The following is a 26,025-nucleotide window of genomic DNA, read 5'->3' on the forward strand; positions in this document are numbered from 1 at the left end:
AAACCCGCAATTTTAGCGGAATCGGGCCGGATAGCCCTTCATGGCGCACAAATGGAGTGCGCCGCGAGCGCGGCGGGCGGCCTCGAGCCTCAGGCCGCCATCACCGGATTCAGGTCGACGAGGCGGTTGCTCATCACGTAGAAGGTCAGCTCGGCGTTGTTGCGCAGCTTCATTTTCTCCAGCAACCGCGTGCGGTAGACACTCACCGTCTTCACCGACAGCGACAGCGCGTTCGCGATATCCGTCAGCCGCTTGCCCGACGCGAGCATGCACAGCGTCTGGTACTCGCGGTCGGAGAGCTTCTCGTGCGGCAACTGCTCGCCGTCAAACGAAACGTAGTCGGCGAGCGCTTCCGCCATCGCCGGGCTCACGTACTTGCGGCCCGCCGCGACCTGCTGGATCGCGGCGATCATCTGCGTGGCGTCGACGGTTTTCGACAGATAACCGGCCGCCCCCGCCTTCAGAGCGCGCACCGCGTACTGGTCCTCGCGATACATCGAAAACATCAGCACGGGAACGCGCGGCAGCTTGCGCTTCAGGCGCTTGAGCACCTCGACGCCGTTCATGTCCGGCAGCGAGATGTCGAGCAGGATCACGTCGTACACGTGCTTCGACGCTTCCATGAGCACCTCGGTACCCGTCTGCGCCTCGGCGACGTCGTCGGCGACGCCGCGGTCGATCAGCAGCTGCCGTACGCCTTGTCGAACGATGGCGTGGTCCTCGGCAATCAGAATGCGCAGGCTCATAACGGGAAGTCAGTGTTCACAAACAGCAGGTTACAAGCGGGCCACGAGCGGTTCACAAGCGGATCGCGGTGCGTCGCGCGCGCGGCGCATTGCCCAACAAGGCTTTCCACTCGAAGCGCGCATGCACGGTCGTGCCGCGCGCCTGACCGGCGGACGCAGCGACGCGCAATTCGCCGTCGAATGCGTTGCAGCGCGCGCGCATGCCTGCCAGCCCGAACTGGCGCTCGTCCTGTCCCGCGTGCGCGGGAATGCCGACGCCGTCGTCGCTGACGACGATGCTCAGATGCTGCGCAGTGGTTTCGATACGCATGTCGGCGCCCGATGCATGCGCGTGCTTGGCGACGTTGTTGAGCGCTTCCTGGGCGACGCGGAACACAGCGAGCGATGCATCGGCGGACAGGCGCGTGAGGCGAGCGTCGGCGGCGCACACGAAGCTCATGCGCAGGCCGGTGCGCGCGGCGAAGCTGTTGGTCCAGTGCGACAGCGCGCAGACGATGCCCTTGTCGAGCGTCGGCGAGTGCAGATCGCCGACGGCCTGTTGCGCAGCTTCAGTGACGGCGTCGAGCGAACGCTGCGCGGTGGCGAGGGCGGCGGTGCATTGGGGCGGGGCGTCGGCGGGCAGCCAGGTTTCGACGCCAGCGAGCGCGAAGCGCGTGGCCGTCAGTTCGGCGCCGAGGCTGTCGTGCAGTTCCTGCGCGACATGGCGGCGCGTGGCTTCCTGCGTGCGCGTCAGCTCGGATGCCAGCTCGCGTACCCGCGCCTGCAGACGCGCGAGTTCGTCGCTGGATGCCGTTCGCGCGGCGGCGTCCGCAGTGACGTCCGCTTTGGCGTGGTTTGCCATCGCGGCTTTGCTGGAACGGCGGCGGGCAGACGCACTGGATGCGCGCGTGGCATCGCTCGCGCGGCCAGCCGCTCCGTGCATATGCATCGGCACCACGATCGACGAATCCATGGTCCCGCTCACGAAACGGATCGGCCGGCGCCATAGCGACGCATCGGCAGCATGTAGACGGTAGAACGCATGCGAACCCTGACTCCCAGATATGTCCGTCGCAGGAACTATCTCGACGGAAAAACGCTACGTCGAGACGTAACGAAATTTACATTCTGTAACAAATAGACGACAGTTTTGTTAAAAGTCTGTCAAATGCTGCTGCGCTGGGATCATATCTTAAAAAAAGAAAAAATACCCGTCCATCTTGGCTTGCAGCGCAAAGTTCACGCAATAGTCGAGGTAAACGCTACAGCTTATGTCGGACAAATTCCTACATGCAAGGTTATTTAATAGCCATTGAATTTGTAACCTGGTATCTGACTTGAGATGGGCACGTCTAGTCGTGATCCGCCAACCGTTCCACGTAGCCCGGCGCGCCAAAAGAAAAACCGGAGCGCGAAGGCTCCGGTTTCGGGTGTTGCGGCTCGCGCGCGCGTCGTGGACGCCGCGCCAGCGTTCGTGCGGCGCAGTCTTAGCCGACGAACGCCTTTTCGACGACGTAGTGGCCAGGATTGTTGTTGCTGCCTTCCTGGAAGCCCAGGCTGTCGAGCAGTTCACGCGTGTCGCGCAGCATGTGCGGGCTGCCGCAGAGCATCACGCGGTCGTTTTCGAGCGAGAAGTGCGGCAGGTCGAGATCGTCGAAGAGCTTCTTCGTTTCGATCAGGTCCGTGATACGGCCGCGATTCGCGAACTGCTCGCGCGTGACGGTCGGGTAATACACCAGCTTTTCCTGGATCAGCTCGCCGATGTGCTCGTGCGCCGGCAGGTGGTCCGTGATGTATTCCTTGTATGCCAGTTCATCGACGAAACGGCACGTGTGCGTCAGCACGACGCGCTCGTAGCGGTCATAGACGTCCGGGTCCTTGATGATCGACATGAAGGGCGCGAGACCCGTGCCAGTGGACAGCAGCCACAGCGTCTTGCCGGGCAGCAGGTTGTCGGCCATCAGCGTGCCCGTCGGCTTCTTGCCGATCAGGACCTGGTCGCCCACCTTCAGATGCTGGAGGCGCGATGTCAGCGGGCCGTCCTGCACCTTGATGCTCAGGAATTCGAGGTTCTCTTCGTAGTTCGCGCTAGCCATGCTGTACGCACGGATCAGCGGCTTGCCGTCGACTTCGAGGCCGACCATCGTGAACTGGCCATTTTCGAAGCGGAACGACGCATCGCGCGTGCAGGTGAAGCTGAAAAGCGTATCGGTCCAGTGGTGGACGCTCAGGACGGTTTGTGGATTCAGGTTGCTCATGGCTTCTTCGATGGTGCGAAATCAAGGTCGGCCACATAAAAGCGGGGCCGGCACGGCAAAGGCAATGCACCGTCCCGCGCCGGAAGCGACCCGGGAATGATGCGCAATCCGCTATTTTACCGCGTTCCGCGCCGGGCATTGCCGCAGCGGGTTGGGCGGTGAATGTGGTCTGTCAAGCTGGTTATCAAGCGCCGGCGCGGCTGTCGTCCGGTTTCGCCGGAACGGCTAACTGCGGTGCGGCATGGGTGTACTGCTGGGGTGTGCGGCGCTGGGTCTGTGCCCGGTCCACCCTACGGGTGTCGCCCTTCGGGTCTTGCCCGTTCGCGACGGGCGTCGGGCCGTTGCCGCTTGACCGGCTTTCGCCCGTCAATCATCGGGTGATGGCAGCCGTTCAACGAAAACAGGCGCTGGTAGGCGCTATTTCGGGATAATACCGGAAACTTATCGCGCGCTGCAGCATTGACCCTTCTCGCGAAGCTGGAAAAGTCCAGCTGGAGAGCGCGCCCGCGCTCAGCTTTCGGCGGCGAGTTTCGCGCCCAGGCCGACGAGCAGCGCGCCGCACACGCCGTCGATTGGGCGGCGCAGGCGTCGATAGCCGCGTTGCGTGCGTTCCGTCGCGAACATCAGCGCGACGCTGCCGTACCAGCCCACCGACATCATCCCGATCATCGCGAGCGCCACGCCGTAGAACCACAGCGGCGGGTGCGCCGGAAACAGCGTCGCGAAGATACTGGTCCAGAACGCGCAGGATTTCGGATTCGTCAGACACGTGAGCATGCCCGTGCGCCAGGCGCGGAAATGCGCGCCGCGATCATTGGCGGGCGGCGTTTCGACGTTCACGACGATGGCCTCGCCGCGTTTCGTGCTCGAACGCACGAGCTTGATGCCGAACCACACCAGATAGATCGCGCCCGCGATTCGAATGCCGTTGTACAGCCAGTCGATCCGTTGCAGCACGGTCGCGAAACCGAGCATCGCGAGCGAGGCCCAGATTGTCGACCCTGTGCCGACGCCCAGCGCCGATGCCGCGCCCAGCCCGCGCCGTCCGGCCAGCGACAGTTGCGTGATCATGAAGAAGTTGGGACCGGGACTGACAAGCGCGATCAGATAGACGAGGGCGATTTGCAGCAGGATCGGCAGGTAATGATGCATGGCGACGATTTGCCGCGCTGGGCGGCGGTGCGTTGAGCGGGAAGAGGGCGGAATCGCGATCTTACTCCGGCTCGCGCCGGTTCGAGCGACAGTCAGGCGACTGCGCGACACACCCTGCGTCGCCCCCGTGCTCGTCTTTGTTGTGGCATCCGGAGGATGGTGTTTGCTGCGCACGTGGTGTGGGTTGGTGTGTGTTTTCGCTGGCATCCGCGATGCGTTAGCTCGCTTCAAGCGTCGCCCCTGTGCGGGGCGGCACCTACTTTTCTTTGCCGCCGCAAAGAAAAGTAGGCAAAAGAAAGCGGCTAACACCGCCAGCCCATCTTCCTATCCACGGGCCCCCAACGTCCCCACGCTTCACACAGCAACGCCCGTGTTCGCGAGCGTTGCCAACGCTTCGAATCAACGCCTCACCCGGTTCGAATTCCCGTACTCAGGCAAGCGGCGGCGAACTGTATATGCCGCCCAGGTGGCAAACTGTGTGTAGGTTGTCGCGTCGTATGCGTTAGCGCTCTTACAAGGTGGTGCGCGCCCGCTATCGGTCTGGAGTGATGCGTGTGGAGCACCGCCAGCCGACACACAGTTTGCCACCTGGGCGGCGGTGGACTATCTGACGCGGCGCGATGTAGTGCTGGTGCGTGAAGCGGGTGAGGCGCACATCAAGAGCGCTGGCAACCAACGCGGAACAAGCAGGTTGCCGTGTGAAGCGTAAGAACCTGTGGGGGCCCTCAGGCAGGAAGAAGAGTTGGCGGTGTGAGCCGCTTTCTTTTGCCTACTTTTCTTTGCGGCGGCAAAGAAAAGTAGGTGCCGCCCCGCACAGGGGCGACGCTTGAAGCGAGCTAACGAAACGCGGATGCCAACATCAAAACAAGCAAACCACCCAGCGTCGCAGACAACCCAAAGCCGGTCCCGCCCCGCACACGGGCGACGCGCCAAGCGACCTAACGCATCGCGGATGCCAGCGAAAGCAAAAACCTCACCCCGCAGATTGCCCCGCACCCGCACCCACGTCCGGCGTCGTGGCCTTATGTGCGCGCTGTTTGAGCACGCGCGCCTGCAGCACGATCACGAGCAGCAGGAACACGCCGCGTATCACCGACTGCCAGTACGCCGACAGACTGATGAACCCAAGCCCGTTTTCGAAGTTCAGCAGATTGAACACGAGCCCGAGCAGCAGCACGCCCGCGATCGTCATCGCGATCGAGCCTTCGCCGCCCGTCAGCAGCGTGCCGCCGAGCACCACGGCCGAAATCGCGAACAACTCCCAGCCGACGCCTTCATTCGGCTGCCCCGCGCCGAATTGCGCGGCGAGGATCACGCCCGCCAGCCCGGCCAGCAGTCCGCTCACGGCATACACGGCGACCAGCGTGCGGTTCACGTTCAGCCCCATCAAACGCGCCGCTTCCTCGCTGCCGCCGATCGCCAGCGAATGCCGGCCGAAGCGCGTGCTGCGCAGCGCGAGCCAGCCCGCGACGGCAGCGACGAGCGCGATGAGGCCGGGAATCGGCAGGCCAAACAGATCGCCCTGACCGAAGTTCGCGAAGTTCGTATCGGACGAAATCGACACCGCGTCGTTCTTGCCGAGCAGCAGCCCGAGGCCGTGCGCGCCGAGGCTCGTCGCGAGTGTGGTGATGAACGGCAGGATTTTCAGCCGCGTGATGATGAGACCGTTGAGCACGCCGACCAGCAGGCCCGCGCCCGCGCCCGCGAGCACCGCGACCCAGCCGCCGTACGGGCTGGCAAGCGCCGCCACGACACTCGACATCGCCGCGACCGTCCCGACCGACAGGTCGATGCCGCCCGTGATGATCACGAACGCCATGCCGACGGAGATCAGCGCGAACATCGAGTTGTAGCGCCAGAAGGACGTGATGTTGTACTCGGACGCGAAATGCTCGTAGCGCACGAGGCCGAGCACGATCAGCGCGCCGAGCGCGATCAGGATGGGCAGGTTCTTTTTCATCGGATCGTCTTTTGCCAAGCGTTTAGCGCGAACGCCGCTGCACATACACAGCCGCGATGATGATGCCCGCCTTGACGACGAGCGCAGCCGCATCGGGAATGCCGTGCGCAAGCAGCGTGTAGCGCAGCAACTGGATGATCAGCGCGCCGATCAGCGTGCCGCCGATATACGCCTTGCCGCCCGTCAACGCCGTGCCACCGACGGCCACGGCGGCAATCGCATCGAGCTCGATGCCGAGCCCAACCACATTCGCATCCGACGACGAATTCACCGAAATCGAAATCAGCCCTGCAAGGCCGGACAGCGCCGCACACAGCGTGTACGCGATCATCTTTACGCGCGCGGTCGGCACGCCGCTCAGATACGCGGACTTTTCGTTGCCGCCCGTGACGAGCAGATACTGGCCAAACAGCGTTTTCTTCACGACCCACGCGAAGAACGCGACAAGCGCGAACATCAGCAGCACCTGGAATGGAACGCCCGCCACCTTGCCGAGCGCGATCCACTGGAACGCGGGATTGTTGAACGCCTGCAAGCTGCCGTCGGTGACGACCTGCGCGATGCCGCGCCCGGCGATGAACAGCACCAACGTCGCGACAATGGGTTGCACGGCTAATCGCGTGACGAGAAAGCCGTTGAACACACCGCACACGGCGGCGGCGAGAACGGGCAGCACGAACGCGAGCGCGATGCCGAGCGGCCCGGCAATGTGCATGAACAGCATTGGCGCGAGCGCGCCCGCAATCGCCATCGACGCGCCCACGGACAAATCAATGCCGCCCGTCGCGACAACCAGCGTCATGCCGATCCCGACGATCACGATCGTCACGACCTGCGTCAGATTGACGTTGAAGGTTTGCAGCGACCAGAAGTGTTGTGTGAAGAGCAGGTTGAAGACGAGCATCGCAAGCAGCACGACGATCTCGCGCTGAATGGTGATGCGGCGCTTCTTCCTCACCGTCGATGGATCGGGCGGCGCTGAAGCCGAAGCGAGCGGCGCGCCGTCGTTGCGCAGCGACTCATGAGCCATGACGGTCGCCCTCCAGTGCATCGTCGATATGCGCGGACTGCGCTGCTTCCACCAGTTGCGAGGTGCCCGCGCTGCCGTAGGCAATCGCGTCCATGATCGCGGATTCGCTCATTTGCGCGCCATCCAGTTCGGCGACCGTACGTCCGTCGCGAATCACGACGGCGCGATCGGCCACGGCCGTCAGTTCTTCGAGTTCGGAAGCGGACAACAGCACCGCCATGCCTTCGTCGCGCAGTTCGCGCACGATCTTCGCGACATCCGCCTTTGCGCCGACGTCGATGCCGCGTGTCGGCTCGTCGAGCAATAGCAGCGACGGCTGCGCGGCGAGCCAGCGCGCGAGCAGCACCTTCTGCTGATTGCCGCCCGACAGTTCGCGGATCGGCTGATCGGGCGAGCGCAGCTTGATGCCGAGCGACGCAATAAAGCGATCGACGATCGCCTGCTGCTGCTTCACATCGACGATGCCGTGCTTCGACAGCGTGCGCAGACAGACGAGCGTGAGGTTGTCGCGCACCGACAGGTCCGGCACGATGCCTTCGGCCTTGCGGTCTTCCGTGAGATACGCGAGGCCGCGCGCGATCGCATCCTGCGGCGACTTCAGCGCGACGTCCTTGCCGTTGATCGACAGCGTGCCGCGCTCGGCGGGGTCGGCGCCGAACAGCAGGCGCATCGTTTCCGTACGGCCCGAGCCGAGCAGGCCCGCGAGGCCGACGGCTTCGCCCGCATGCACATCGAGCGACACGTCGCTCACCTTTGGATGCGCGGACAGATTGCGCGCCGAGATCGCCTTGTCGCCGCGTCGCGCGAGATTCGCCTCGCGCGCGGTGCTGTCGTCCTGCACGACGGCGGCGAGCGTGCGGCCGAGCATAGTCGTGACGAGCTGGCGCTTGTCGATATCTTTCATTGCGCTTTGCGCGACGGTCTGGCCGTCGCGCATCACCGTCACGCGGTCGCACAGCGCATACAGTTCGTCGAGCCGATGCGACACGAAGATCACCGCGCGCCCGTCGTCTCGCAGCTTGCGCACGACGGTGAACAGCAGTTCGACTTCGCGTTCGTCGAGTGACGAAGTCGATTCGTCCATGATGACCATCTTCGCGTCCGACGACACGGCGCGCGCGAGCGCAACCATCTGCTGAATCGCCGTCGAATAGCTGCCCGCGGGCTTCTTCACGTCGATCTGCAAACCGAACGATTCGAGCAGCGCAGACGCGCGCCGCTGCACTTCGCGCCAGTCGATCAGACCGAAGCGGCGCGGCTCGCGGCCCAGGAAAATGTTCTCAGCCACCGAGCGGAACGGCACCAGGTTGATCTCCTGGTAGATCGTGCTGATGCCTGCTTCGCGCGCTTCCTTCGGCGTGCGGAAATCGATCTCGCGACCTTCGAAGCGCACGCTGCCACCCGAGCGCCGGTAGGCGCCCGTGAGGATCTTGATCATCGTCGATTTGCCCGCGCCGTTCTGACCGATCAACGCATGCACCTCGCCTGCGGCGACGCTGAGATTCGCGCCGCGCAACGCGGGCACGCCGCCGAACGAAATGTCGATGCCCTGCATGTCGAGCAGGGTCGCGCGTGAGGACGGCGGCGGCGGATGAGCGCCGGGGGCCGCGTCGGAAGGCGCGTGGGATTGCGTCACGTGTGTCTCCTTTGTCGACCAGCGTTAGCGCTTTAGCGCTTACGCTGGTCCCATGCAACGCGGTCGACCAGCGTTAGCGCTTTAGCGCTTACGCATGGTCCCATGCAGCGCGGTCGACCAGATGTCGGCCCCGACTTGGCGCTTTAGCGCTTAGTCCGGCCCCATGCAAAGCGTTAGCGCTTTAGCGCCTTACGCATGGCACCATGCTGCATCGCTTGCGATGCAGCGCGGCCCGTGGCTATCGCGACGGCCGGCGCGCGAATTACATACTGTCGGTCAGTTCGCGAAGTCGATGGTACGCCCGACAAAGCGAAGCGACGCCCCATGGAACGCGAACGCGCGCGCCACAGACACGTCGCCTCGAACCCTTCCCGTCAGCCGGGCACGAATGCCCGGTGAAGCCCAGCGTGTCGGCCGTGCTGCGCGCGCCTCGCTGCGTGAAAACCGAAAACGCGCCGGCCGGGTTACACCAACGAACGCTCAATAACCGTACTGCATGCTTTCCTGCACGTTACCCTTGTCGTAGAAGCGGTCCGACACCTTGACCCAAGTCGGCACCTTCTCGCCCTTCGCGAACTTCTGCGCGACGTCGCATGCGAGCGGGCCGAAGAACGGGCTCGACTGCACGCTCGCGCCAAGCTCGCCCGCCGCGATCGCGTCGAGGCCGCCCTTCGTGCCGTCGATCGTGACGATCTGGATATCCTTGCCCGGCTGCTTGCCTGCCGCCTTGATCGCGGCGATCGCGCCGAGCGCCATTTCGTCGTTGTGCGCGTAGACGGCCGTGACATCAGGATGCGCCTGCAACAGCGTTTCCATTACCTGACGGCCCTTGTCGCGCGCGAAGTCGCCGCTTTGCGACGCGATGATCGACATGCCCGGATTCTTCGCGATCACTTCGTCGAAGCCCTTCTTGCGGTCGTTCGCGGCGGAAGCGCCCGTTGTGCCTTCGAGTTCGATGATCTTCGCCTTGCCGCCCGTCGCCTTGATGAGCCAGTCGGCTGCGCGGTGGCCCTGGTCGATGAAGTCCGAGCCGATGAACGTGATGTAGTCGCGGCCCGCTTTCGCCACCGATTGATCGACGTTGCGGTCGACGAGAATCACGGGAATGCCCGCCTTCTTAGCCTGCAACACGACGGGCGCGAGCGGCTTCTCTTCACGCGGCGGGAACACAAGCAGATCGACGTGCTGCGCGATCATGCTCTGGATGTCGGAGACCTGCTTCGAGTTGGACCCGTTGGCATCCGTCATCACCATCTGCCAGCCGCACTTGGCGGCGATGTCCTTGAAGCTCTGGGTTTCGGCGAGGCGCCAGGGGTTGTTGCTCTCCGTCTGAGCGAAGCCCACTTTCAGCGGTTTCTTGGTGGGGATTTTCGGCAGATCGTCAGCCTGCGCCGATGCCATGCCAAATCCCAAAGTGATTGCCAGCAATGCTGCGGCGAGCGGCTGAAGCCGCTGCCCGCGCGAATCCCGATTGTGCGACGCCATGTCTTCCTCCAGTACCAGTTGGTGTGTTTTGCTTTTGTGCTTCAACTGCCGCCGGCACGTCGGTGGTGACCGGACGTGTCGATTATTCCATCGCGAATTATTATTGGTCAATCACTAATAATATTAATTACAGCGCGTTTTGCCTCGGTAATTTCCCTGACTGACCCACGTTCGATCAACGGCCCGTCGAGTTTCACCATCCGGTGACGCACGGGTGCGCCCGCTGCCTGGTTGTGTACTTCCTGAAGCAGCGTATCGACGGCCCAGCGCCCTAGTTCGTAGTTCGGCAGCACGACGGTCGACAGCGGCGGATGCGTGTGGCGCGCGATTTCCTGATCGTCGTAGCCGAGCACCGAGACGTCGTCGGGCACGCGGTAGCCGAGCTGCTTGAGCGCCTCGATCGCGCCGAGCGCCATCAGGTCGTTCGCGCAGAAGATCGCGGTCGGCGGATTAGGCTCGCGCATCAGCGACAGCGTGTGCTCGAAGCCCGTGCCCGAACTCCAGTCGCCGTCGCGGACCATCTCGGGCGCGAACGGCAGGTCGGCGGTCGCGAGCGCGGTGCGGTAGCCCTTCAGACGGTCTTTCGCCGCGTCCTGCCAGTGCTCGCCGTTGATGTAGCCGATCCGCCGGTGTCCCGCGCGCAGCAGGTATTCGGTCGCGACATGGCCGCCCGCGACTTCAGCAGGAACGATCGACGACTGGCCGCCCTCGCTCGTGTAGCAGTTCAGCAGCACGGTCGGCACGCGCGCGAGTGCGGCGGGCAGCGTCACCTTGCGGGTGTAGACAGTCGCGTAGACCACGCCGAACACGGTCGGGCTCGCGAGAGCCGCGTCGAGCACCTGCTGCTCGATGTCGGCGTTGCCATGCGTCGAGTAGACGGCGAGCAGCTTGCCGTTCGCGTAGGCGGCATCACGCGCGCCGTCGATGTTCACGACGGGGTGCGGGCTGGTCGAGATTTCGTCGGCGAGATAGATGATCAGATTGCGCTCGCCCGACGACGGCGGCAGCGGCTCGCGCGGGGTGAGGCGATAGCCGAGATCCTGCGCGGTTTTCAGCACCTTGTTGCGGGTCGCTTCGGAGAATTTGGCGCCGGTCGCGTTGTTCAGGACGAGAGAAACAGTCGATTGCGACACGCCGGTGAGTTTGGCGATATCGGTCATCGTCGGGCGGCGCTGAGTCGATTTTTTCATTGATCTGGCCGCGCAACGGCGGCTCGTTGACGGTGAATGCCGCAGGCATCGTGTACTGACGGTACCACTAATAATATGCGCTGGACAACACACGCAAACCCCGCTTTTTTACTGGGCCACGATAGCCTCTGGCGGCGGACTTTCGTCGACATTATTACTAATAATATTGACCGGAGAATTCAGCCGTGCGATTCTCGCTCGCGCGGGCCGCTCTTCGGCGCATGGCATCGAACGCGCGCCCGACGACGTCGCAACCGCCCACGCCCATTCAAACGACTATGCGCGAAGCTTCCTTCCATCCGTCCGCAGCTGATCCCGCCACCGATCTGCGCATCGACGACCCGTCGCTCGTCGTGTTGTCCAGTGGCGATACGACGCTCGTGGTCGCGCCGGAGGTCGGCGGATCGATTGCCGCTTATTTCGACGTGGTGCGCGAGCACACGTCGCAACGCGTGCTGCACTGGCTGCGTCCGGCGACGAGCGCGGCGCTCGCCGCTTGCGATCCGCTGCGGATGGCGAGCTTCCCGCTCTTTCCGTATTGCAACCGCATCCGCGATGCGCGCTTCGAGTTCGACGGCCGCACGATCGATCTCGGCGGCGACGGAAACGGCTATGCGCATGCGCTGCATGGTCATGCGTGGCGCAGGCCGTGGCGCGTTGGCGCGCGCACGGCTTCGTCCGTCGAACTGCACTTCGAGCATGAGCCGGATAGCGAAAAGCGCGGCGATTGGCCGTTTCACTATCGCGCGAGCCAGCGCATCGAATTGCTGGGCGATGCATTGCGCGTGACGCTCGCCGCGCAGAACCTCTCGGAAAGTCCGATGCCGTTCGGCATGGGCCATCACCCGTACTATCCGCGCACGTCGAACACGGTGATTACCGCGCATGTGGATGAAATGTGGCACGCCGACGCGCACGTGTTGCCGACGCATCTCGGCCTGCATGGCGCTGTCGATGCGCTCAGGCGCGGCATGAGCGCCGACGCGTTCGATCTCGACAACAACTTCAGCGGCTGGACGCGCAGCGCGACGATTGCATGGCCGGACGAAGCGCGCGGCGTGACGATGACCGCGGATGCGCCGTTCGATCATCTGGTGGTGTTCGCGCCCGCGAACGATGTGCAGTTGTGCGTCGAGCCTGTCACGAATACGACCGACTGCTTCAACGCTAACGAAGACGATGGCGCACGCGAGCGTTCAGGCTACCGCGTGCTCCAGCCCGGCGAAGCGATCAGCGGCGAACTCAACTGGAAACCGCAGCGCGGCTGACGCGTCAACGCGCGTTCAGTCGACGCGCAGTCGCGCCATATACGGCAGGTGATCCGACAGCCACGCCGTCTCTTGCGCCGGCTGGATCCATTCGACAGGCTTCATCCCGCGCACGAACATCTTGTCGAGCGCAAGTGCGGGCGAGAACGCGGGAAACGTCCGTCCCGGCTCACCGAGCAGCGTCGCGACTTCTTCCAGGCCATGCTCGCGAAAGAGCGGCACGGAATCGTTGCGCCAATCATTGAAGTCACCCGCAAGCACGAGCGGACCGTCGGGCGCTTCCTTCGAAATCCAGTGCGCGATCCAGTTCATCTGCCGCAGCCGCGCCTGGCGCGTGAGCGCGAGATGCGCGCACAGCAGCGTCACCGCGTGACCGCCGAATGTCGCACGTGCAACGAGCAGGCCGCGGCGCTCGAAGCGGTGCGCGGAAATGTCCCAGCGTCCGCCGAGATCGAGCGGATGCGGCGACAGGATCGCATTGCCATGCCGCCACGACGGTTTGAACACGTTCGGTCCCAGCGCGATCTGCAATTGCAGCGCGTCGGCGATTTCGGTCGCCTGGCAATGCCATACGTCGTCGTCGATGTCGCCCAGCCGCGCGCCAAACGAGCTGGCGAGCACGGGGCCCGGCATCCGCCGCGCCATCGCTTCCTGCAGGAAATACGCGTCGGCATGAACGGATTGCACCCAGCGCTGCATCGCCTGCCATGCCTGGAAGCCAAGGGGCGAGCGGCCCTTGTGCAGGTTCCAGCTCACGGCGATGAAATCTTTCCTGTCGAGGTTTTCGCGTATCAGTTCTTCGGGGTTTCGCATGCCGCGTTATCCACGTCTTTCGTTAAGTTCACGGGTTGTTTGCGACGCTTGCACGCAATCGATATACGAGATTCGGATCTTTGTCGACGATCGTCCATGACGTCCAGTCGCCGGGCGGCACTTTCAGCCCCGGATGGCTCGCGCTCACCTGACGCGGCTGTGGCGGCAGCTTGCAGCCGGTGCTGGTGGTGCGCGTAGACGGTTCTTCGAGCGTTTCCTGCGCGTCGATGATGAACGTGACGCCGCTCGCATCCGCCTGGGTCGGCGAAATGGTCAGCGTGCGCGCGAGATCGATGCTGCCCGCCGGCACGTCCTTGCACCCGACGCTGTTCTGCACCACGTGATGATGCGTATCCGTGCGCGCCTGGCCGACGGTTGTGTTGCCGTCGAACGAATCGATCTGCTGGCCGTCGCGCATCACCTGCAGTTCCCACTTGACGACGGACGGCGCGCTGCGCGGCTGCGTCTGGGCCATCGTGCCCTGCGCCATCAACGTGGTGCCGAACACGGCGGCAACGAGGCTGGTTTTCCACATGAACAAAGAGTCTCCGGAATCGCTGCGTTTCGCTAAAGCGTGCGGCATCCGCGCGTTCTTTCTGCGACCGCCGACCATCTTACGCTTTATCGGGATAACGGTTTTCTGACACCCGATCTGGAACCAAGGTTCAGCGCGCGGCGGTTACATTGCATTGCAGATAGGGGCGCGGATGTGACGATTCAAGCAATTGTCTCGCCCGACATGTGCGGTTAGCAGCAGACCCGCATGACTGCTGGCTTGCATGCCATTTCGGCGTCGTTACACTGAAATTGAAGCGGCGTCGGGGACGCTGCGGATGCAAGACCAGCACGACGGGGTGAAGCAATGACAACGGCCATGGTGAAACAGGAAATCGCAGTTGCATCGTTCAGCAAGGTCTATGACCTGGATCAGGTCGAGACGGCACTCAACGAACTCAGCGAAGGCGCCAGCGACGCACTGCGTTCCACATACGAAAAGATGCTGAAGGTCGGCAATCTGCGCTTTTGCGTGAAGCCGAACCGGATGCCGTCCATCGATGATCTGATCGGCTCGCTGCCGAACTTCACCGAGCCGCTCGACGACATCCGCAAGCAGGTCGCGCTGTGCCTCGAAACGGACGACCGCCTCGAACTGATGCCGATCCTGCTGCTCGGCGATCCCGGCATCGGCAAGACGCACTTTGCGAAGCAGCTCTCGCGGCTGCTCGGCACCGCGTATCACTATGTCGCGATGAGTTCGTTGACGGCGGGATGGATTCTGTCGGGTGCGTCGTCGCAATGGAAGAATGCGAAGCCGGGCAAGGTGTTTGATGCGCTCGTGCATGGCAGCTATGCAAACCCCGTGATCGCCGTCGATGAAATCGACAAGGCGACGGGCGACTCGCAATACGATCCACTCGGCGCGCTGTACGCGCTGCTCGAGCACGACACCGCGCAGACTTTCATCGACGAGTTCGCGGAGATTCCGATCAACGCGGGCCATGTGATCTGGATCGCGACTGCGAACGACGAACGCGCGATTCCCGAGCCGATCCTGAACCGGATGAACGTCTACGAGATTCCGCCGCCGGACCGCGACGGCTCGCGGCGCATCGCGCAGTCGATCTACAACGAAATCCGCTCGGCGCACGGCTGGGGCCAGCGGTTTCCGGCGCAACTCGGCGGCGCGGCGCTCGACGCGCTCACACACGCGTCGCCGCGTGAAATGCGGCGCGCGATCCTGAACGGTTTCGGCTCGGCGCGCATCGCGAGCCGGGACCATATCGGCGCCGACGACATTCGCCTTGACTACAATTCGCGCCGCAAACCGATCGGTTTCTAGCGTCGTTCGCGTTATTTATGCGAACAGGTCGCGCTCGCGCGACCTGTTCATTGTTCCAATGTTGCAGCTATTCCATAGCGAAAACAGGGCGATTCGCGCCTGATTTGAACACATTCGAACAACAGTCAATTCCGCTAATGAGGGTCGGCAATCCGATAGGCGAGGACTAGACTCCGTTCACTGAAATGCAAACAGCGTTTCGTTCGAACTGGACTTCACCTCAGGAACCGATCATGAAGAAGCTTTCGCTTGCCGCTTTGCTGATTTCCGCAGTCGTCGCCGCGCCCGCTTTCGCAAGCGGCTACAGCCCGGCTCCGACGCAATCGCCGTCCAGCGTCAACGGACCGAAGACGCGCGCCGAGGTGAAGGCCGATCTGGTGCAAGCCCGCGCGAACGGTGAACTGAGCCTGAATCCGAACGCACCTGCTTATCCTCAGCAATTTGCAACGGGCGGTTATACGGTGCCCATCGCACACGTCGACCTGCGCCATCTGTTCAAACGCACAACTGCGCAGGATTGATCAAGCCTGTTGTGGCTCAGGCGGAACGAGTCCGCCAAATTCACCTGGAATGAGCGTCGTGGGCGTACACTGATTCAAACGCTCGACGCGTTCCCACATATTGATGCCCGCAGCCGCACAAGGCTGCGGGCATTTGTGTCTGTAGCGCGTCGCGTCATTTCGCATTGTGCATGTGAAGCGTTCGACAGCACGCGGTCACGGTTTCGACGACACCGCACGCTATCGAAATCCTGGTGGATGACGAGGTAGAACGCGGCGCAGTGAGCCGCGTCCAACGGACATGGATCAGATCGAATGTGTGGTGATCGGCGCTGGTGTCGTCGGTCTTGCCGTCGCGCGCGCGCTGGCTGCGCGCGGACGTGAAGTGATCGTGCTGGAAGCGGCGGAAGCCATCGGCGTCGGCACGAGTTCCCGCAACAGCGAAGTGATACACGCGGGCATCTACTATCCGCGCGGTTCGCTCAAGGCGGCGCTATGTGTGCGCGGCCGCGAGATGCTGTATGACTACTGCGCTGAACGCGGCGTGCCGCACCAGCGCTGCGGCAAATTGCTCGTCGCGACTGCGCGCAACCAGATTCCACAGCTCGAAAGCATCATGGCGCGCGGCAAGGAAAACGGCGTGCTCGATCTGATGCGTATCAGCGGCGAGGAAGCGCAGGCGCTCGAACCGGCGCTGCAATGTGTCGAAGCGGTGTTCTCGCCGCAGACGGGCATTGTCGATAGCCATCAGCTGATGCTCGCGCTGCAGGGCGACGCGGAACGCGACGGCGCCGTCTGCGCGTTCCATGCGCCCGTCGAAGCGATCGAAGCGATCAACGGACGCTTCATCGTAAAGGTAGGCGGCAGCTCGCCGACGACGATCGGCACCGCATGCGTCATCAACAGCGCTGGGCTGCATGCGAACACAATCGCGCGCAAGATCCGCGGGCTCGACGCACGCCATGTGCCGCCGCTCTATCTCGCGCGCGGCAACTACTTCAGCATCTCGGGGCGCGCGCCGTTCAACCGCCTGATCTATCCGATGCCGAACGAAGCAGGACTCGGCGTGCATCTGACGATCGATCTCGGCGGCCAGGCGCGTTTCGGCCCGGACGTCGAATGGGTCGATACGATCAACTACGACGTCGATCCGCAACGGGCCGAATCGTTCTATGCGGCGATCCGCGCCTATTGGCCGGCGCTGCCCGATCATGCGCTGCAGCCGGCATACGCGGGCATTCGTCCGAAGCTGTCGGGTCCCGGCGAGCCGGCCGCCGACTTCCTGATTCAAGGTCCCGCTGCGCATGGCGTGCGTGGTCTGGTGAATCTGTTCGGTATCGAGTCGCCGGGTTTGACTGCGTCGCTGGCGATTGCGCAGCGCGTGTGCGAAGTCAGCGGACGCGCCTGAATGCGCAGGCACACACGCACTACCGATTCGCTTATGACGGGGATTTGAAGCATCACGCGCGTCGGCTTCATTGATATGCTTGGGGACCGCTGTCGTTAGAACGGCGTTGACCCCCACAATACCAATGGAGTGAGTCCCCATGAACAATTCACGTCGTACGTTTCTGATCACGAGTATCGGTGTGGCATGGACGCTCGCGCTGTCGCGCCAGGCGTTCGCCGATGCACCGAAGGTCGCGGAATCCGATCCGACCGCGCAGGCGCTCGGCTACAAGGAAGACGCGTCCAAAGTCGACAAGGCCAAATACGCGAAGTACGCAGCAGGCCAAGATTGCGGCAATTGCAGTTTCTATCAGGGCAAGGCCACCGACGCCTACGCGGGCTGCCCGATGTTCGCGGGCAAGCAGGTCGCAAGCAAGGGTTGGTGCAGCGCATATAACAAGAAGGCCTGATACAACGAAATCAAGTCGGCATGGGCGCGTGTCGGACGATGCAATGCAGCATCGCCGCGCGCGCCTCTCGCAGGAACGGATAGAGCGCGCACCGTGCAACGCGGTGTCGCGCTCTTTGTCGTATGAAAGTTGCTTGAAATCCGATGTCGTGCTCTTTTACACTCGCATGGCTTGCGCGCTCGGCCTTCACGACGGCCCATTCGAATCGCTTCAAACCAACGCACCCCGACGCCTCGACGAAGGGCGGAGACATCGATGTCACAAGCAGCGAGGAGCCTCAATACCCGTGCGGTCACAGCGGCCGTCATCGGTAATGCACTCGAGTGGTATGACTTCACCGTCTTCGGTTTTCTCACCGTCGTCATCGCCGAACTCTTCTTTCCCTCCAGCAGCGACTACGCGTCGATTCTTCTCACCACGGCGAGCTTCGGCGTCGCGTTCTTCATGCGGCCTATCGGCGGCATCGTGCTCGGCCTGTATGCGGATCGCGCGGGGCGCAAGGCGGCGCTCTCGCTGGTCATCGCGTTGATGACGCTCGGCATTCTGCTGCTCGCCATCGCTCCGCCGTACTCGGCAATCGGCATCGGCGCGCCGATCATCATCGTGGTCGGGCGTCTGCTGCAAGGATTCTCCGCGGGCGGCGAGTTCGGCAGCTCGACCGCGCTGCTGATCGAAGCGGCGCCGTTCTCGAAACGCGGTTTATACGGCAGCTGGCAGATGGCAAGCCAGGCGGCGGCACTGCTGCTCGGCGCGATCGTCGGCGCGCTGGTGACGCGCGGCCTGTCGCCGGAAGCGCTCAAGTCCTGGGGCTGGCGCGTGCCGTTCATCATCGGTCTCGTGATCGGACCGATCGGTTTCTACATTCGCCGCAATCTCGCGGATTCCGAAGCATTTTTGCACGCCAAGCAGACCGCGCGCCGCGCGACGCTCGGCGAGCTTTTCGCGCACCATACCCGCGACGTGCTCTGCGGTCTGGGCTCGGTGATCGCGCTGACGGTCACGATCTATGTGCTGATCAGCTATCTGCCGACATTCGCGGTCAAGCAACTGAAGCTGCCTTATTCAGATTCGTTCACGGCTGTGATCGTCGGCAATTTGCTGCTGATGGTGTTGTCGCCGCTGACGGGCGCGTGGTCCGATCGCATCGGGCGCAAGGGTTTGTCGCTGTGGTCGCTGGGTCTCACGCTGGTGCTGATCTATCCGCTCTTCGCGTGGCTCGAAGAAGCGCCTAGCGTGTCCAAGCTCATTCTCGTGCAGGCCGTGCTGTCGATCACGCTATCCGGCTATTACGGACCGTTCGGCGCACTGATGGCCGAACTTTTTCCCGCGAACGTGCGCTCGATCGGCCTTTCGCTCGCGTACAACTTCGCGGTGATGTTGTTCGGCGGCTTTGGCCAGTTCATCGTCACGTGGCTGATCAAGACGACGGGTTCGCCGCTCGCGCCGACTTATTACGTAATGTGCGGGATCGCGCTGTCGATCATCGCCGTTGCGTGCATGCCCGCGAAACGTCATGCCGATCTCGACGCGATGCGCAAGCCCGTCGATGCGCTGGAGCGGCGCTAGCTTCGCGCGGGCATCAGCGGCGGCCGCCGGTCGAACCACGGACGCGCCGTTTCCAGTTGCGCGGCGAGCCGCAGCAACATCGCTTCGCCGCCTTCGCGCGTGGCGAACTGCACGCCGATAGGCAGTCCGCGCGCGTTCCAGTAGAGCGGCACCGACATCGCCGGTTGTCCCGTCAGATTGAACAACTCCGTGCAGCCCGCCCACGCGAACGCCTTGTTCGACACTTCCGTCAGCAGCTTGCGCATCAGCGGCTCGACGGGAACGGTAGTGACGGCGCGCATCTGCATTTTCTCGACGGCGGTGGGCTGCATTTCACCGATCTTGATTGGCGCGGAAGCGAGCGTCGCGCACAGGATCACGTCGTAGCGCGTCATCAGATCCGCGAGTTTTGCGCTCACCTGGCGCTGCGCTTCGAGCGCGGCAGGCAATTCGCGCTCGCCGAATTTTCGGCCGATATGTCCCATCGTCCACGTGGCGATTTCGAATTCCTCACGATTGGGCTTGCGCCCCGTGATCTGATCGGCCCTCAGCACCAGGCTTTCGGCGCTCACCGACCAGATCATCAAAAACGCTTCGCGCAGGCTCGCGAAGTCGATGCCGAGCGATACGGGTTCGATGTGATGGCCGAGCGACGCTGCGAGTTGCGCGGCGTCGTCGAGCGCGGCGCGGGCGTCGGCGGATAGCGTGGGCGCGAGCATCGGGTCCGTGACGAACGCGATGTGCAGCGGCTTGCACGGTTCGCTGGCGGCGGCGAGGAAGGTGCCGGGCGCGCCCATCGGACGGTCGGCGTTGCCCGAAGTGAGATCGAGCAGCAGCGCGCTGTCGCGCACGCTGCGCGAGACGGCGTGATCGATGCCGAGGTCGCCGGGCGCGGGCACCGCATTCGACGGCTGCCGTCCGCGCGACGGCTTGAGCCCGAACAGGCCGCAACACGACGCGGGAATGCGGATCGAGCCACCACCGTCCGACGCATGCGCGAGCGGCACGATGCCCGCCGCGACGGCGGCAGCCGAGCCGCCGCTGGAGCCGCCCGGCGTGTGATCGAGACTCCACGGGTTGCGGCACGGCCCAAACAGTTCGGGCTCCGTATAAGGCATCTGGCCCATTTCCGACGTGCTCGTCTTGCCGAAGATGTTGAGTCCGGCAGCGCGCGTGGCCGTGACGAGCGGCGCGTCTTCGTCTGGAATGAAATGGCGGTAGTGGCGGCTACCCATCGACATACGCAGCCCTTTCACGGGCAGCCCGAGATCCTTGACCAGATACGGGACGCCGGCGAGCGCTCCGTCGCCAATCACGTCATCCTCGCCGTTCGCATGCTCTCGCGATGCGCGCTGACGGGCGGCGTCATAGTCCTTCAGAACGATCGCGTTGATCGCGGGATTGGTGGCTTCGGCGCGCGCGATTGCTGTTTCCAGCAATTCGCGCGCGCTCACCTTGCGCTTGCGCACGAGATCGGCGAGGCCGATCGCGTCATGATCGAGATAATCGGATTGCACGACGACGACCCCCGCGGACAGGAATGGTGATGACGGCACGCGCGGGGCGGCGTGCCCAGAATGGAAGCGCAGGGCACGACGCAGCCACGTCGTGCCTCTAGCGTAACTTACGCGTGGGTGCCGAGGAAAGTCAGCGTGCGGCCATGCGCGAGCGCTGCCGAATGCTGGTGATAGCTCGCGCGCTCGGTGCAGTTGAAACCGTGATCGGCGTTCGGGTAGATATACAGCTCAACTTCGTCGCGGCCCGCGAAGCGCTCCTTCACTTCACCGACTGCCGACAGCGGAATGCCGTGGTCGAGTTCGCCGTAGTGGAACTGCATCGGCACCTTGATTTGCGCTGCCTTGTCGAGCTGGTTCTGGATGCCGCCGCCGTAGTACGACACGGCGATATCGAGCAATCCTTCAGCCGCGGCCAGATACGCGAGACGGCCGCCAAAGCAGTAGCCGACGCCCGCGATCTTGCCCGCCACTTCCGGCATCGCGCGCAGCGCGGCAGCCGTGGCGCCGATATCGGCGACGGCGAGATCGACATTCGTCTTCTGCAGGATTTCGATGCCCTTGTCGCGATCCGCGCCGGCGTAGGTGAGTTCGACGCGCGGCTGCGTGCGCCAGAAGATATCCGGTGCGATCGCGATATAGCCGTCCTGCGCATATTGATCGACGACGTCGCGAATGTGGCCGTTCACGCCGAAGATTTCCTGGATGATGATGACGGCCGGACCCTTGCCGCTTTTCGGCGTCGACATGTACGCGCCAAATGAATCATTGCCGGTTTGAATGTCGATCCATCGGGAAGTCACGCTCACGTTGTTTCTCCTTGCATAAACGGTGAAGCCGCTATCGGGCGGGCAATCGTTTGCGGGCGTCTCGCCCGCAGCGGGCGCTCAGTGTGCCATCAAAAGAAGGCAATTGCAGCGAGAGGCCCGCGCGGCGGCCTTCTCGTAAGCGGATTGAAACGACTTCTGGTTTCGGCGGGCTGCGCGGCCCGGTTGCAGCGGCCAAAAAACGGCACTCGCACTCTATATAGAGCGCATCGCTTAAGCGTGTTTGAGCACGATCTCAACGGCGCGTTATCACCATTGTGTTTACCCGTGATGACGCGTTCGACGCACATCCGGCGCATTAACGGACGATCGAGGAAAAGCTTTAGACCCGCACTATAGAAGCCTCCCTCGTTTCCCCGAAACCCGCGCCAGCCTTCGCTTTCCGGCCACGTTCCACCTGCCTTTCATGACTAAGTGGGATAAACGCTATTGGTAGTGATCCCACTTCCTCAAAAAACCCCCACAAATTAATTTGATAGCCTACACTTGCGCGCAAGCGCGGGGCGCCACCTGCCACAAACAGGCTGGAACGCGTGCTTGCCAAGTGCATGAACGATGCATCCGGCGGAGTCGTCCACGGGATTTGAGCGACACGTGAAGGAAGCGGGGCACAAGGGCGATACCGTTGTTTTTCGGGACCGAAATCGGAGACTTACATGAACATCAAAATCCAAAAGCTGTTGCCGATCAGCGCTGCGGCGATGCTGTTTGCAACGTTGGCGACGACGGCTATGGCCGACGAAACTGTCAAGATTGGCCACGTTGCGCCTTTGACGGGTGGCATCGCTCACCTGGGCAAGGACAACGAAAATGGCGCACGTCTCGCAGTTGAAGAGATCAATGCCAAGGGTCTGACGATCGGCGGCCAGAAGATCACGCTGCAACTGGATGCACAGGACGACGCAGCTGACCCGCGTACGGCTACGCAGGTCGCGCAGAAGCTGGTCGACGACAAGGTCGTCGCAGTGGTTGGCCACTTGAACTCGGGCACGTCGATCCCGGCTTCGAAGATCTATAGCGATGCAGGCATCGTTCAGATCTCGCCGTCGGCAACGAATCCGGCGTACACGCAACAGGGCTTCAAGACGACGTACCGCGTCGTTGCGACGGACGCGCAGCAAGGTCCGGCACTGGCGAACTACGCAGCGAAGGGCCTGAAGGTGAAGAGCGTCGCGATCGTCGACGACTCGACGGCATACGGCCAGGGTCTCGCAAACGAATTCGAGAAGACGGCGAAGTCGCTGGGCCTGAACGTGATGTCGCATGACGCGACGAACGACAAGGCTGTCGACTTCCGCGCGATTCTGACGAAGATCAAGGGCGAAAACCCGGACGCGATCATGTACGGCGGCATGGACGCCACGGGCGGCCCGTTCGCAAAGCAAGCCAAGCAGCTCGGCCTGCGCGCGAAGGTGCTGGCTGGCGACGGCGTGTGTACCGACAAGCTGTCTGACCTGGCTGGCGACGCAACCGACAACATCGTCTGCTCGGAAGCCGGTATGGCGCTCGAGAAGATGGAAGGCGGCGCAGCGTTCCAGGCGAAGTATCAGAAGCGTTTCGGCCAGCCGATCCAGATCTACGCTCCGTTCACGTATGACGCTGTGTACATCATCGTCGACGCAATGAAGCGCGCTGGCTCGACCGATCCGGCGAAGATCCTGGCAGTGATGCCGAACACCGACTACAAGGGTGTGATCGGTGAAACCACGTTCGACGCGAAGGGCGACCTGAAGCACGGCGTGATCTCGCTGTACAACTACAAGTCGGGCAAGAAGACGCTGCTCGACGTCGTGAAGATGTAAGAGCGCTTGGCGTAGTTGGCGGAAACGCGGTTCTCCGCGGTCCGCCCTGCGCAAGCCAGCCCGAAAGGGCTTAGGAGGCACGCGGGTTTCGACCCGCGTGCCTTTTGTTTTGCCTTCTGCTTTTGCGCATGCCTGTCGGCGCATTTCTTTTTGCGCACCGGAAGCGGTGCGGGCGATATTGTCGTATCGGCTACAACACGCGGGGGACGCGGTCGTGACACGGATGATCGATGACGAATGGCGGCGCTGGATTGCCGAGAACCTGTTGCTCGAAGCCTCGCCGGAGGCCGTGCATGCCGTGCTCGTCGAGCATGGGTTCGAACGCGAACACGCGTTATGCGAGATCGATAGCACGTTGCAAAGCCCTTATTTTCAAGCGGGTTCTCGCTTGCGCAATCGTTTGCGTAAGCGCGAATGGATGCTTTCCGTGTACGGTGAGCTAAATCGCATGCGTTCGGGCGCGGCATGTGTCGAGCGCCGCGTGCGTCTGTCGCGCGATGCGTTTTACGAGCAGTTCTATTTTCAGAACCGGCCTGTGATCATCACGGGCATGCTCGATTCGTGGCCGGCGCGCAAGCTGTGGAATTTCGATTACTTTCGCGCGCGCTGCGGTCTTGCCGAAGTCGAAGTGCAGTTTGGACGTGAGGCGGATGCGAACTACGAGATCAATCAACCGGTGTTGAGGCGCACGATGCGCTTTGGCGATTACGTCGATCTCGTCGAAAGCGCGGGCGTGACGAATGACTTCTATATGACGGCGAATAACGCGTCGCGCAACCGCACGGCGCTCGCGACGCTTTGGGCCGATGCGCCTGCGATCGGCGAGTATCTGGATTCGGCGCCAACCGACGCAGGCTATTTCTGGTTCGGTCCGGCCGGCACGAAGACGCCGTTTCATCACGACCTGACCAACAATCTGATGGCGCAGGTGATCGGCCGCAAGCGTGTCCTGCTCGTGCCGTTCACCGACACCGCCCACATGTACAACCATCTGCATTGCTATTCGCAGCTCGACGGCGGCGCGATCGATGTCGGGCGGTTTCCGTCGTTCGAACATGCGCAGGTGATCGAATGCACGCTCGAACCCGGCGAACTGCTGTTTCTGCCGATCGGCTGGTGGCACTACGTCGAAGCGCTCGACGTTTCCGCCACGATGACCCACACGAACTTTATCGAGCGTAATGATTTCGGCCGTACGTACAGCACGTATCGCGAACTTTGAGCGGTACTTCGGTAAACAAACGGCGGACCGATGCAGTGTTAAGGGCAGGCCTTCAGATGCCGAGCCGGCGCAAAACCTTGGGCCCGATGAACGCGACGAGCGCCGCGCACAGCGCGACGACGGACAGCCCGATGGGAAGATTCGTCACCTGCGCCACGCCGCCGATGATCACCGGCCCGAGCAGCAGGCCGAAGTAGGCGAGCCCGGCCACGTGCGCGAGTCCCTCGGCCGCGTGTATGCCTTTCACGCGCGCCGCTGCCGCGAACAGCACGGGCATCATGTTGGCGAGACCGAGGCCCATCAGCGTGAAGCCCGTCAGCGCCGCGATGGGATGCGGCAGCAGCAGCGCGCCGAACATGCCCGCGCAAGCCAGTGACGCGCTCGCGGCAATCAGCTGCGGCGCGCCGAATCGCGCGCGCACGGCGTCGCCGGCAAAACGCGCGGCAGCCATGCCGCCCGAGAACGCGGCGTAGGCGGCGCTCGCTACGGCCGGCGTCGACGCGACGACGTCGCGCATATAAACAGTCGCCCAGTCGTACATCGCGCCTTCCGCGATCAAGGCGATCAGCGCGATGGCGCCGAGCGCCCACAACGCGGGCGAGCGCCAGCGGTTGCCGCGCGGCGTGTGCGCGTCCGGATGCTCGGAATGCGGAATGTGCGGCAGGACGGATGGGCACGCGGCCAGTAACACGGCCGCGCTGATCAGCGAGGCGAGCAGCAGATGCACGGCAGGCGCCATGCCGTGCGCGAGCGCCGCGCCGCCGACCGCCGCGCCCGCCATCCCGCCGACGCTGAACATGCCATGCAGCGCCGACATGATCGGCCGGCCGAGCGTCTCTTCGACGGTGCTGGCTTCGGCGTTCATCGCGACGTCGAGCGTTGCCATGCCCGCGCCGAAGAGTGCGAGCAATACGAGCAGCATCCAGTAATACGGCACGACGAGAATCAGCGCGCCAGCCCCCGACATCACGAGCCCGCCCGCAAGACAGGCGCGCCGTGTGCCGACGCGCGCGATCCACGGCGCATTCGTCACCATCGCGCCGATCGAGCCGCCCGCCACCGCGAACAGCGCGAGCGACAGCATGGCTGGATTCAGCTGGAACCGATCGCGGACGGTCGGCACGTGGACGCCCCAGGACGCATACATCATCCCCGCGATGAAGAAGAGCGCCATCGTCGCGTAACGGGCACGGTTGCGCGCGCTCGCTGACAGATTGCGATGCGCGGCGGGCAAGGAGGCGGACTCGGACGGACGATCGGACACGGAAAACTCGGTGATTGAAAACGAAGATGAAGAGGAAGCGCAGCAAGAAAGCGCGATGAAAGCGCTTCCACATTCTAACGAAGCATGATGGCTCATGCGGACAAGTCTCTGAACTAATATCTCCTTTCCACGCGC

At 63.2% G+C, this 26,025-nt stretch carries 22 protein-coding genes; 8 read left to right on the forward strand and 14 right to left on the reverse strand.

Annotated features, from left to right (window positions below):
* Nucleotides 1-89: 89 nt before the first annotated feature.
* The 9 genes from rqpR to C2L65_RS00535 all read right to left on the reverse strand — a co-directional run bounded on the left by rqpR (nucleotide 90) and on the right by C2L65_RS00535 (nucleotide 11,406).
* Nucleotides 90-746: a response regulator transcription factor RqpR gene (rqpR, locus tag C2L65_RS00495; protein WP_007582134.1), complete on the reverse strand. Its 657-nt coding sequence runs from the start codon at nucleotides 744-746 to the stop codon at nucleotides 90-92.
* A 52-nt stretch (nucleotides 747-798) separates the two neighbouring features.
* Nucleotides 799-1,698 carry a sensor histidine kinase gene (locus C2L65_RS00500; protein ID WP_042312955.1) on the reverse strand — a complete coding sequence of 300 codons (900 nt, stop codon included), beginning with the start codon at nucleotides 1,696-1,698 and terminating at the stop codon, nucleotides 799-801.
* 514 nt (nucleotides 1,699-2,212) lie between these two features.
* Nucleotides 2,213-2,983, reverse strand: coding sequence for a ferredoxin--NADP reductase (locus C2L65_RS00505; protein ID WP_007582137.1), 771 nt, complete (start codon nucleotides 2,981-2,983; stop codon nucleotides 2,213-2,215).
* Nucleotides 2,984-3,493: 510 nt separating this feature from the next.
* Nucleotides 3,494-4,135: a LysE family translocator gene (locus C2L65_RS00510; RefSeq protein ID WP_007582138.1), complete on the reverse strand. Its 642-nt coding sequence runs from the start codon at nucleotides 4,133-4,135 to the stop codon at nucleotides 3,494-3,496.
* Nucleotides 4,136-5,108: 973 nt separating this feature from the next.
* Entirely contained in the window at nucleotides 5,109-6,095 is a 987-nt protein-coding gene (locus C2L65_RS00515) for an ABC transporter permease (protein WP_042313023.1), read from the reverse strand.
* 22 nt (nucleotides 6,096-6,117) lie between these two features.
* A complete protein-coding gene (locus C2L65_RS00520; protein ID WP_042312970.1) occupies nucleotides 6,118-7,125 on the reverse strand; it encodes an ABC transporter permease in 1,008 nt (335 codons plus the stop codon).
* Nucleotides 7,115-8,680, reverse strand: coding sequence for a sugar ABC transporter ATP-binding protein (locus C2L65_RS00525; protein WP_174485091.1), 1,566 nt, complete (start codon nucleotides 8,678-8,680; stop codon nucleotides 7,115-7,117). The genes C2L65_RS00520 and C2L65_RS00525 overlap by 11 nt, the downstream gene beginning before the upstream one ends.
* A gap of 561 nt (nucleotides 8,681-9,241) precedes the next feature.
* Entirely contained in the window at nucleotides 9,242-10,246 is a 1,005-nt protein-coding gene (locus C2L65_RS00530) for an ABC transporter substrate-binding protein (RefSeq protein ID WP_042313025.1), read from the reverse strand.
* 107 nt (nucleotides 10,247-10,353) lie between these two features.
* Entirely contained in the window at nucleotides 10,354-11,406 is a 1,053-nt protein-coding gene (locus C2L65_RS00535) for a LacI family DNA-binding transcriptional regulator (protein WP_042313029.1), read from the reverse strand.
* Nucleotides 11,407-11,714: 308 nt separating this feature from the next.
* On the opposite strand from C2L65_RS00535, the gene C2L65_RS00540 reads away from it, so the two are divergent.
* Nucleotides 11,715-12,704, forward strand: a complete 990-nt coding sequence (locus C2L65_RS00540; RefSeq protein ID WP_233446466.1) for an aldose 1-epimerase — start codon at nucleotides 11,715-11,717, stop codon at nucleotides 12,702-12,704.
* Between the two features lie 15 nt (nucleotides 12,705-12,719).
* On the opposite strand, the gene C2L65_RS00545 is transcribed toward C2L65_RS00540, so the two are convergent.
* Together C2L65_RS00545 and C2L65_RS00550 are read right to left on the reverse strand one after the other, a co-directional pair.
* Nucleotides 12,720-13,517: an endonuclease/exonuclease/phosphatase family protein gene (locus C2L65_RS00545; protein WP_042312975.1), complete on the reverse strand. Its 798-nt coding sequence runs from the start codon at nucleotides 13,515-13,517 to the stop codon at nucleotides 12,720-12,722.
* 28 nt (nucleotides 13,518-13,545) lie between these two features.
* Entirely contained in the window at nucleotides 13,546-14,052 is a 507-nt protein-coding gene (locus C2L65_RS00550; RefSeq protein ID WP_042312978.1) for a hypothetical protein, read from the reverse strand.
* 327 nt (nucleotides 14,053-14,379) lie between these two features.
* On the opposite strand from C2L65_RS00550, the gene C2L65_RS00555 reads away from it, so the two are divergent.
* The 5 genes from C2L65_RS00555 (at nucleotide 14,380) to C2L65_RS00575 (ending at nucleotide 19,282) form a co-directional block, all read left to right on the forward strand.
* Nucleotides 14,380-15,357, forward strand: coding sequence for an AAA family ATPase (locus tag C2L65_RS00555; RefSeq protein WP_042312980.1), 978 nt, complete (start codon nucleotides 14,380-14,382; stop codon nucleotides 15,355-15,357).
* Between the two features lie 233 nt (nucleotides 15,358-15,590).
* Nucleotides 15,591-15,878 (forward strand): DUF4148 domain-containing protein, encoded by a 288-nt coding sequence (locus tag C2L65_RS00560; protein WP_042312981.1) that lies wholly within the window; start codon nucleotides 15,591-15,593, stop codon nucleotides 15,876-15,878.
* Between the two features lie 280 nt (nucleotides 15,879-16,158).
* Nucleotides 16,159-17,265 (forward strand): NAD(P)/FAD-dependent oxidoreductase, encoded by a 1,107-nt coding sequence (locus C2L65_RS00565; RefSeq protein WP_042312983.1) that lies wholly within the window; start codon nucleotides 16,159-16,161, stop codon nucleotides 17,263-17,265.
* Between the two features lie 139 nt (nucleotides 17,266-17,404).
* Entirely contained in the window at nucleotides 17,405-17,716 is a 312-nt protein-coding gene (locus tag C2L65_RS00570; protein WP_042312985.1) for a high-potential iron-sulfur protein, read from the forward strand.
* Between the two features lie 255 nt (nucleotides 17,717-17,971).
* The gene (locus tag C2L65_RS00575) at nucleotides 17,972-19,282 is read left to right on the forward strand and encodes an MFS transporter (RefSeq protein WP_042312988.1); all 1,311 of its coding nucleotides are present in this window, start codon (nucleotides 17,972-17,974) and stop codon (nucleotides 19,280-19,282) included.
* On the opposite strand, the gene C2L65_RS00580 is transcribed toward C2L65_RS00575, so the two are convergent.
* Nucleotides 19,279-20,778 (reverse strand): amidase, encoded by a 1,500-nt coding sequence (locus C2L65_RS00580; RefSeq protein ID WP_042312989.1) that lies wholly within the window; start codon nucleotides 20,776-20,778, stop codon nucleotides 19,279-19,281. The genes C2L65_RS00575 and C2L65_RS00580 overlap by 4 nt on opposite strands.
* Before the next feature lie 107 nt (nucleotides 20,779-20,885).
* Nucleotides 20,886-21,584, reverse strand: a complete 699-nt coding sequence (locus C2L65_RS00585) for a dienelactone hydrolase family protein (protein ID WP_042312991.1) — start codon at nucleotides 21,582-21,584, stop codon at nucleotides 20,886-20,888.
* 674 nt (nucleotides 21,585-22,258) lie between these two features.
* Between C2L65_RS00585 and C2L65_RS00590 the strand changes: the two genes are divergently transcribed.
* Nucleotides 22,259-23,404 (forward strand): branched-chain amino acid ABC transporter substrate-binding protein, encoded by a 1,146-nt coding sequence (locus C2L65_RS00590; protein WP_042312993.1) that lies wholly within the window; start codon nucleotides 22,259-22,261, stop codon nucleotides 23,402-23,404.
* Between the two features lie 223 nt (nucleotides 23,405-23,627).
* On the forward strand, nucleotides 23,628-24,626 hold the full coding sequence (locus tag C2L65_RS00595) for a cupin-like domain-containing protein (RefSeq protein WP_042312994.1): 999 nt from the start codon (nucleotides 23,628-23,630) through the stop codon (nucleotides 24,624-24,626).
* A gap of 52 nt (nucleotides 24,627-24,678) precedes the next feature.
* On the opposite strand, the gene C2L65_RS00600 is transcribed toward C2L65_RS00595, so the two are convergent.
* A complete protein-coding gene (locus C2L65_RS00600; RefSeq protein WP_042312996.1) occupies nucleotides 24,679-25,890 on the reverse strand; it encodes an MFS transporter in 1,212 nt (403 codons plus the stop codon).
* Nucleotides 25,891-26,025 lie beyond the last annotated feature (135 nt).

The organism is Paraburkholderia terrae (assembly GCF_002902925.1).
GTDB classification, from domain to species: domain Bacteria; phylum Pseudomonadota; class Gammaproteobacteria; order Burkholderiales; family Burkholderiaceae; genus Paraburkholderia; species Paraburkholderia terrae.

What these genes read in the sequence shown, in the direction of transcription:
- rqpR (WP_007582134.1), bottom strand. Translation starts at nt 746, where the DNA reads ATGAGCCTGCGCATTCTGATTGCCGAGGACCACGCCATCGTTCGACAA.
- C2L65_RS00500 (WP_042312955.1), bottom strand. Translation starts at nt 1,698, where the DNA reads ATGGATTCGTCGATCGTGGTGCCGATGCATATGCACGGAGCGGCTGGC.
- C2L65_RS00505 (WP_007582137.1), bottom strand. Translation starts at nt 2,983, where the DNA reads ATGAGCAACCTGAATCCACAAACCGTCCTGAGCGTCCACCACTGGACC.
- C2L65_RS00510 (WP_007582138.1), bottom strand. Translation starts at nt 4,135, where the DNA reads ATGCATCATTACCTGCCGATCCTGCTGCAAATCGCCCTCGTCTATCTG.
- C2L65_RS00515 (WP_042313023.1), bottom strand. Translation starts at nt 6,095, where the DNA reads ATGAAAAAGAACCTGCCCATCCTGATCGCGCTCGGCGCGCTGATCGTG.
- C2L65_RS00520 (WP_042312970.1), bottom strand. Translation starts at nt 7,125, where the DNA reads ATGGCTCATGAGTCGCTGCGCAACGACGGCGCGCCGCTCGCTTCGGCT.
- C2L65_RS00525 (WP_174485091.1), bottom strand. Translation starts at nt 8,680, where the DNA reads ATGCAGGGCATCGACATTTCGTTCGGCGGCGTGCCCGCGTTGCGCGGC.
- C2L65_RS00530 (WP_042313025.1), bottom strand. Translation starts at nt 10,246, where the DNA reads ATGGCGTCGCACAATCGGGATTCGCGCGGGCAGCGGCTTCAGCCGCTC.
- C2L65_RS00535 (WP_042313029.1), bottom strand. Translation starts at nt 11,406, where the DNA reads ATGACCGATATCGCCAAACTCACCGGCGTGTCGCAATCGACTGTTTCT.
- C2L65_RS00540 (WP_233446466.1), top strand. Translation starts at nt 11,715, where the DNA reads ATGCGCGAAGCTTCCTTCCATCCGTCCGCAGCTGATCCCGCCACCGAT.
- C2L65_RS00545 (WP_042312975.1), bottom strand. Translation starts at nt 13,517, where the DNA reads ATGCGAAACCCCGAAGAACTGATACGCGAAAACCTCGACAGGAAAGAT.
- C2L65_RS00550 (WP_042312978.1), bottom strand. Translation starts at nt 14,052, where the DNA reads ATGTGGAAAACCAGCCTCGTTGCCGCCGTGTTCGGCACCACGTTGATG.
- C2L65_RS00555 (WP_042312980.1), top strand. Translation starts at nt 14,380, where the DNA reads ATGACAACGGCCATGGTGAAACAGGAAATCGCAGTTGCATCGTTCAGC.
- C2L65_RS00560 (WP_042312981.1), top strand. Translation starts at nt 15,591, where the DNA reads ATGAAGAAGCTTTCGCTTGCCGCTTTGCTGATTTCCGCAGTCGTCGCC.
- C2L65_RS00565 (WP_042312983.1), top strand. Translation starts at nt 16,159, where the DNA reads ATGGATCAGATCGAATGTGTGGTGATCGGCGCTGGTGTCGTCGGTCTT.
- C2L65_RS00570 (WP_042312985.1), top strand. Translation starts at nt 17,405, where the DNA reads ATGAACAATTCACGTCGTACGTTTCTGATCACGAGTATCGGTGTGGCA.
- C2L65_RS00575 (WP_042312988.1), top strand. Translation starts at nt 17,972, where the DNA reads ATGTCACAAGCAGCGAGGAGCCTCAATACCCGTGCGGTCACAGCGGCC.
- C2L65_RS00590 (WP_042312993.1), top strand. Translation starts at nt 22,259, where the DNA reads ATGAACATCAAAATCCAAAAGCTGTTGCCGATCAGCGCTGCGGCGATG.
- C2L65_RS00595 (WP_042312994.1), top strand. Translation starts at nt 23,628, where the DNA reads ATGATCGATGACGAATGGCGGCGCTGGATTGCCGAGAACCTGTTGCTC.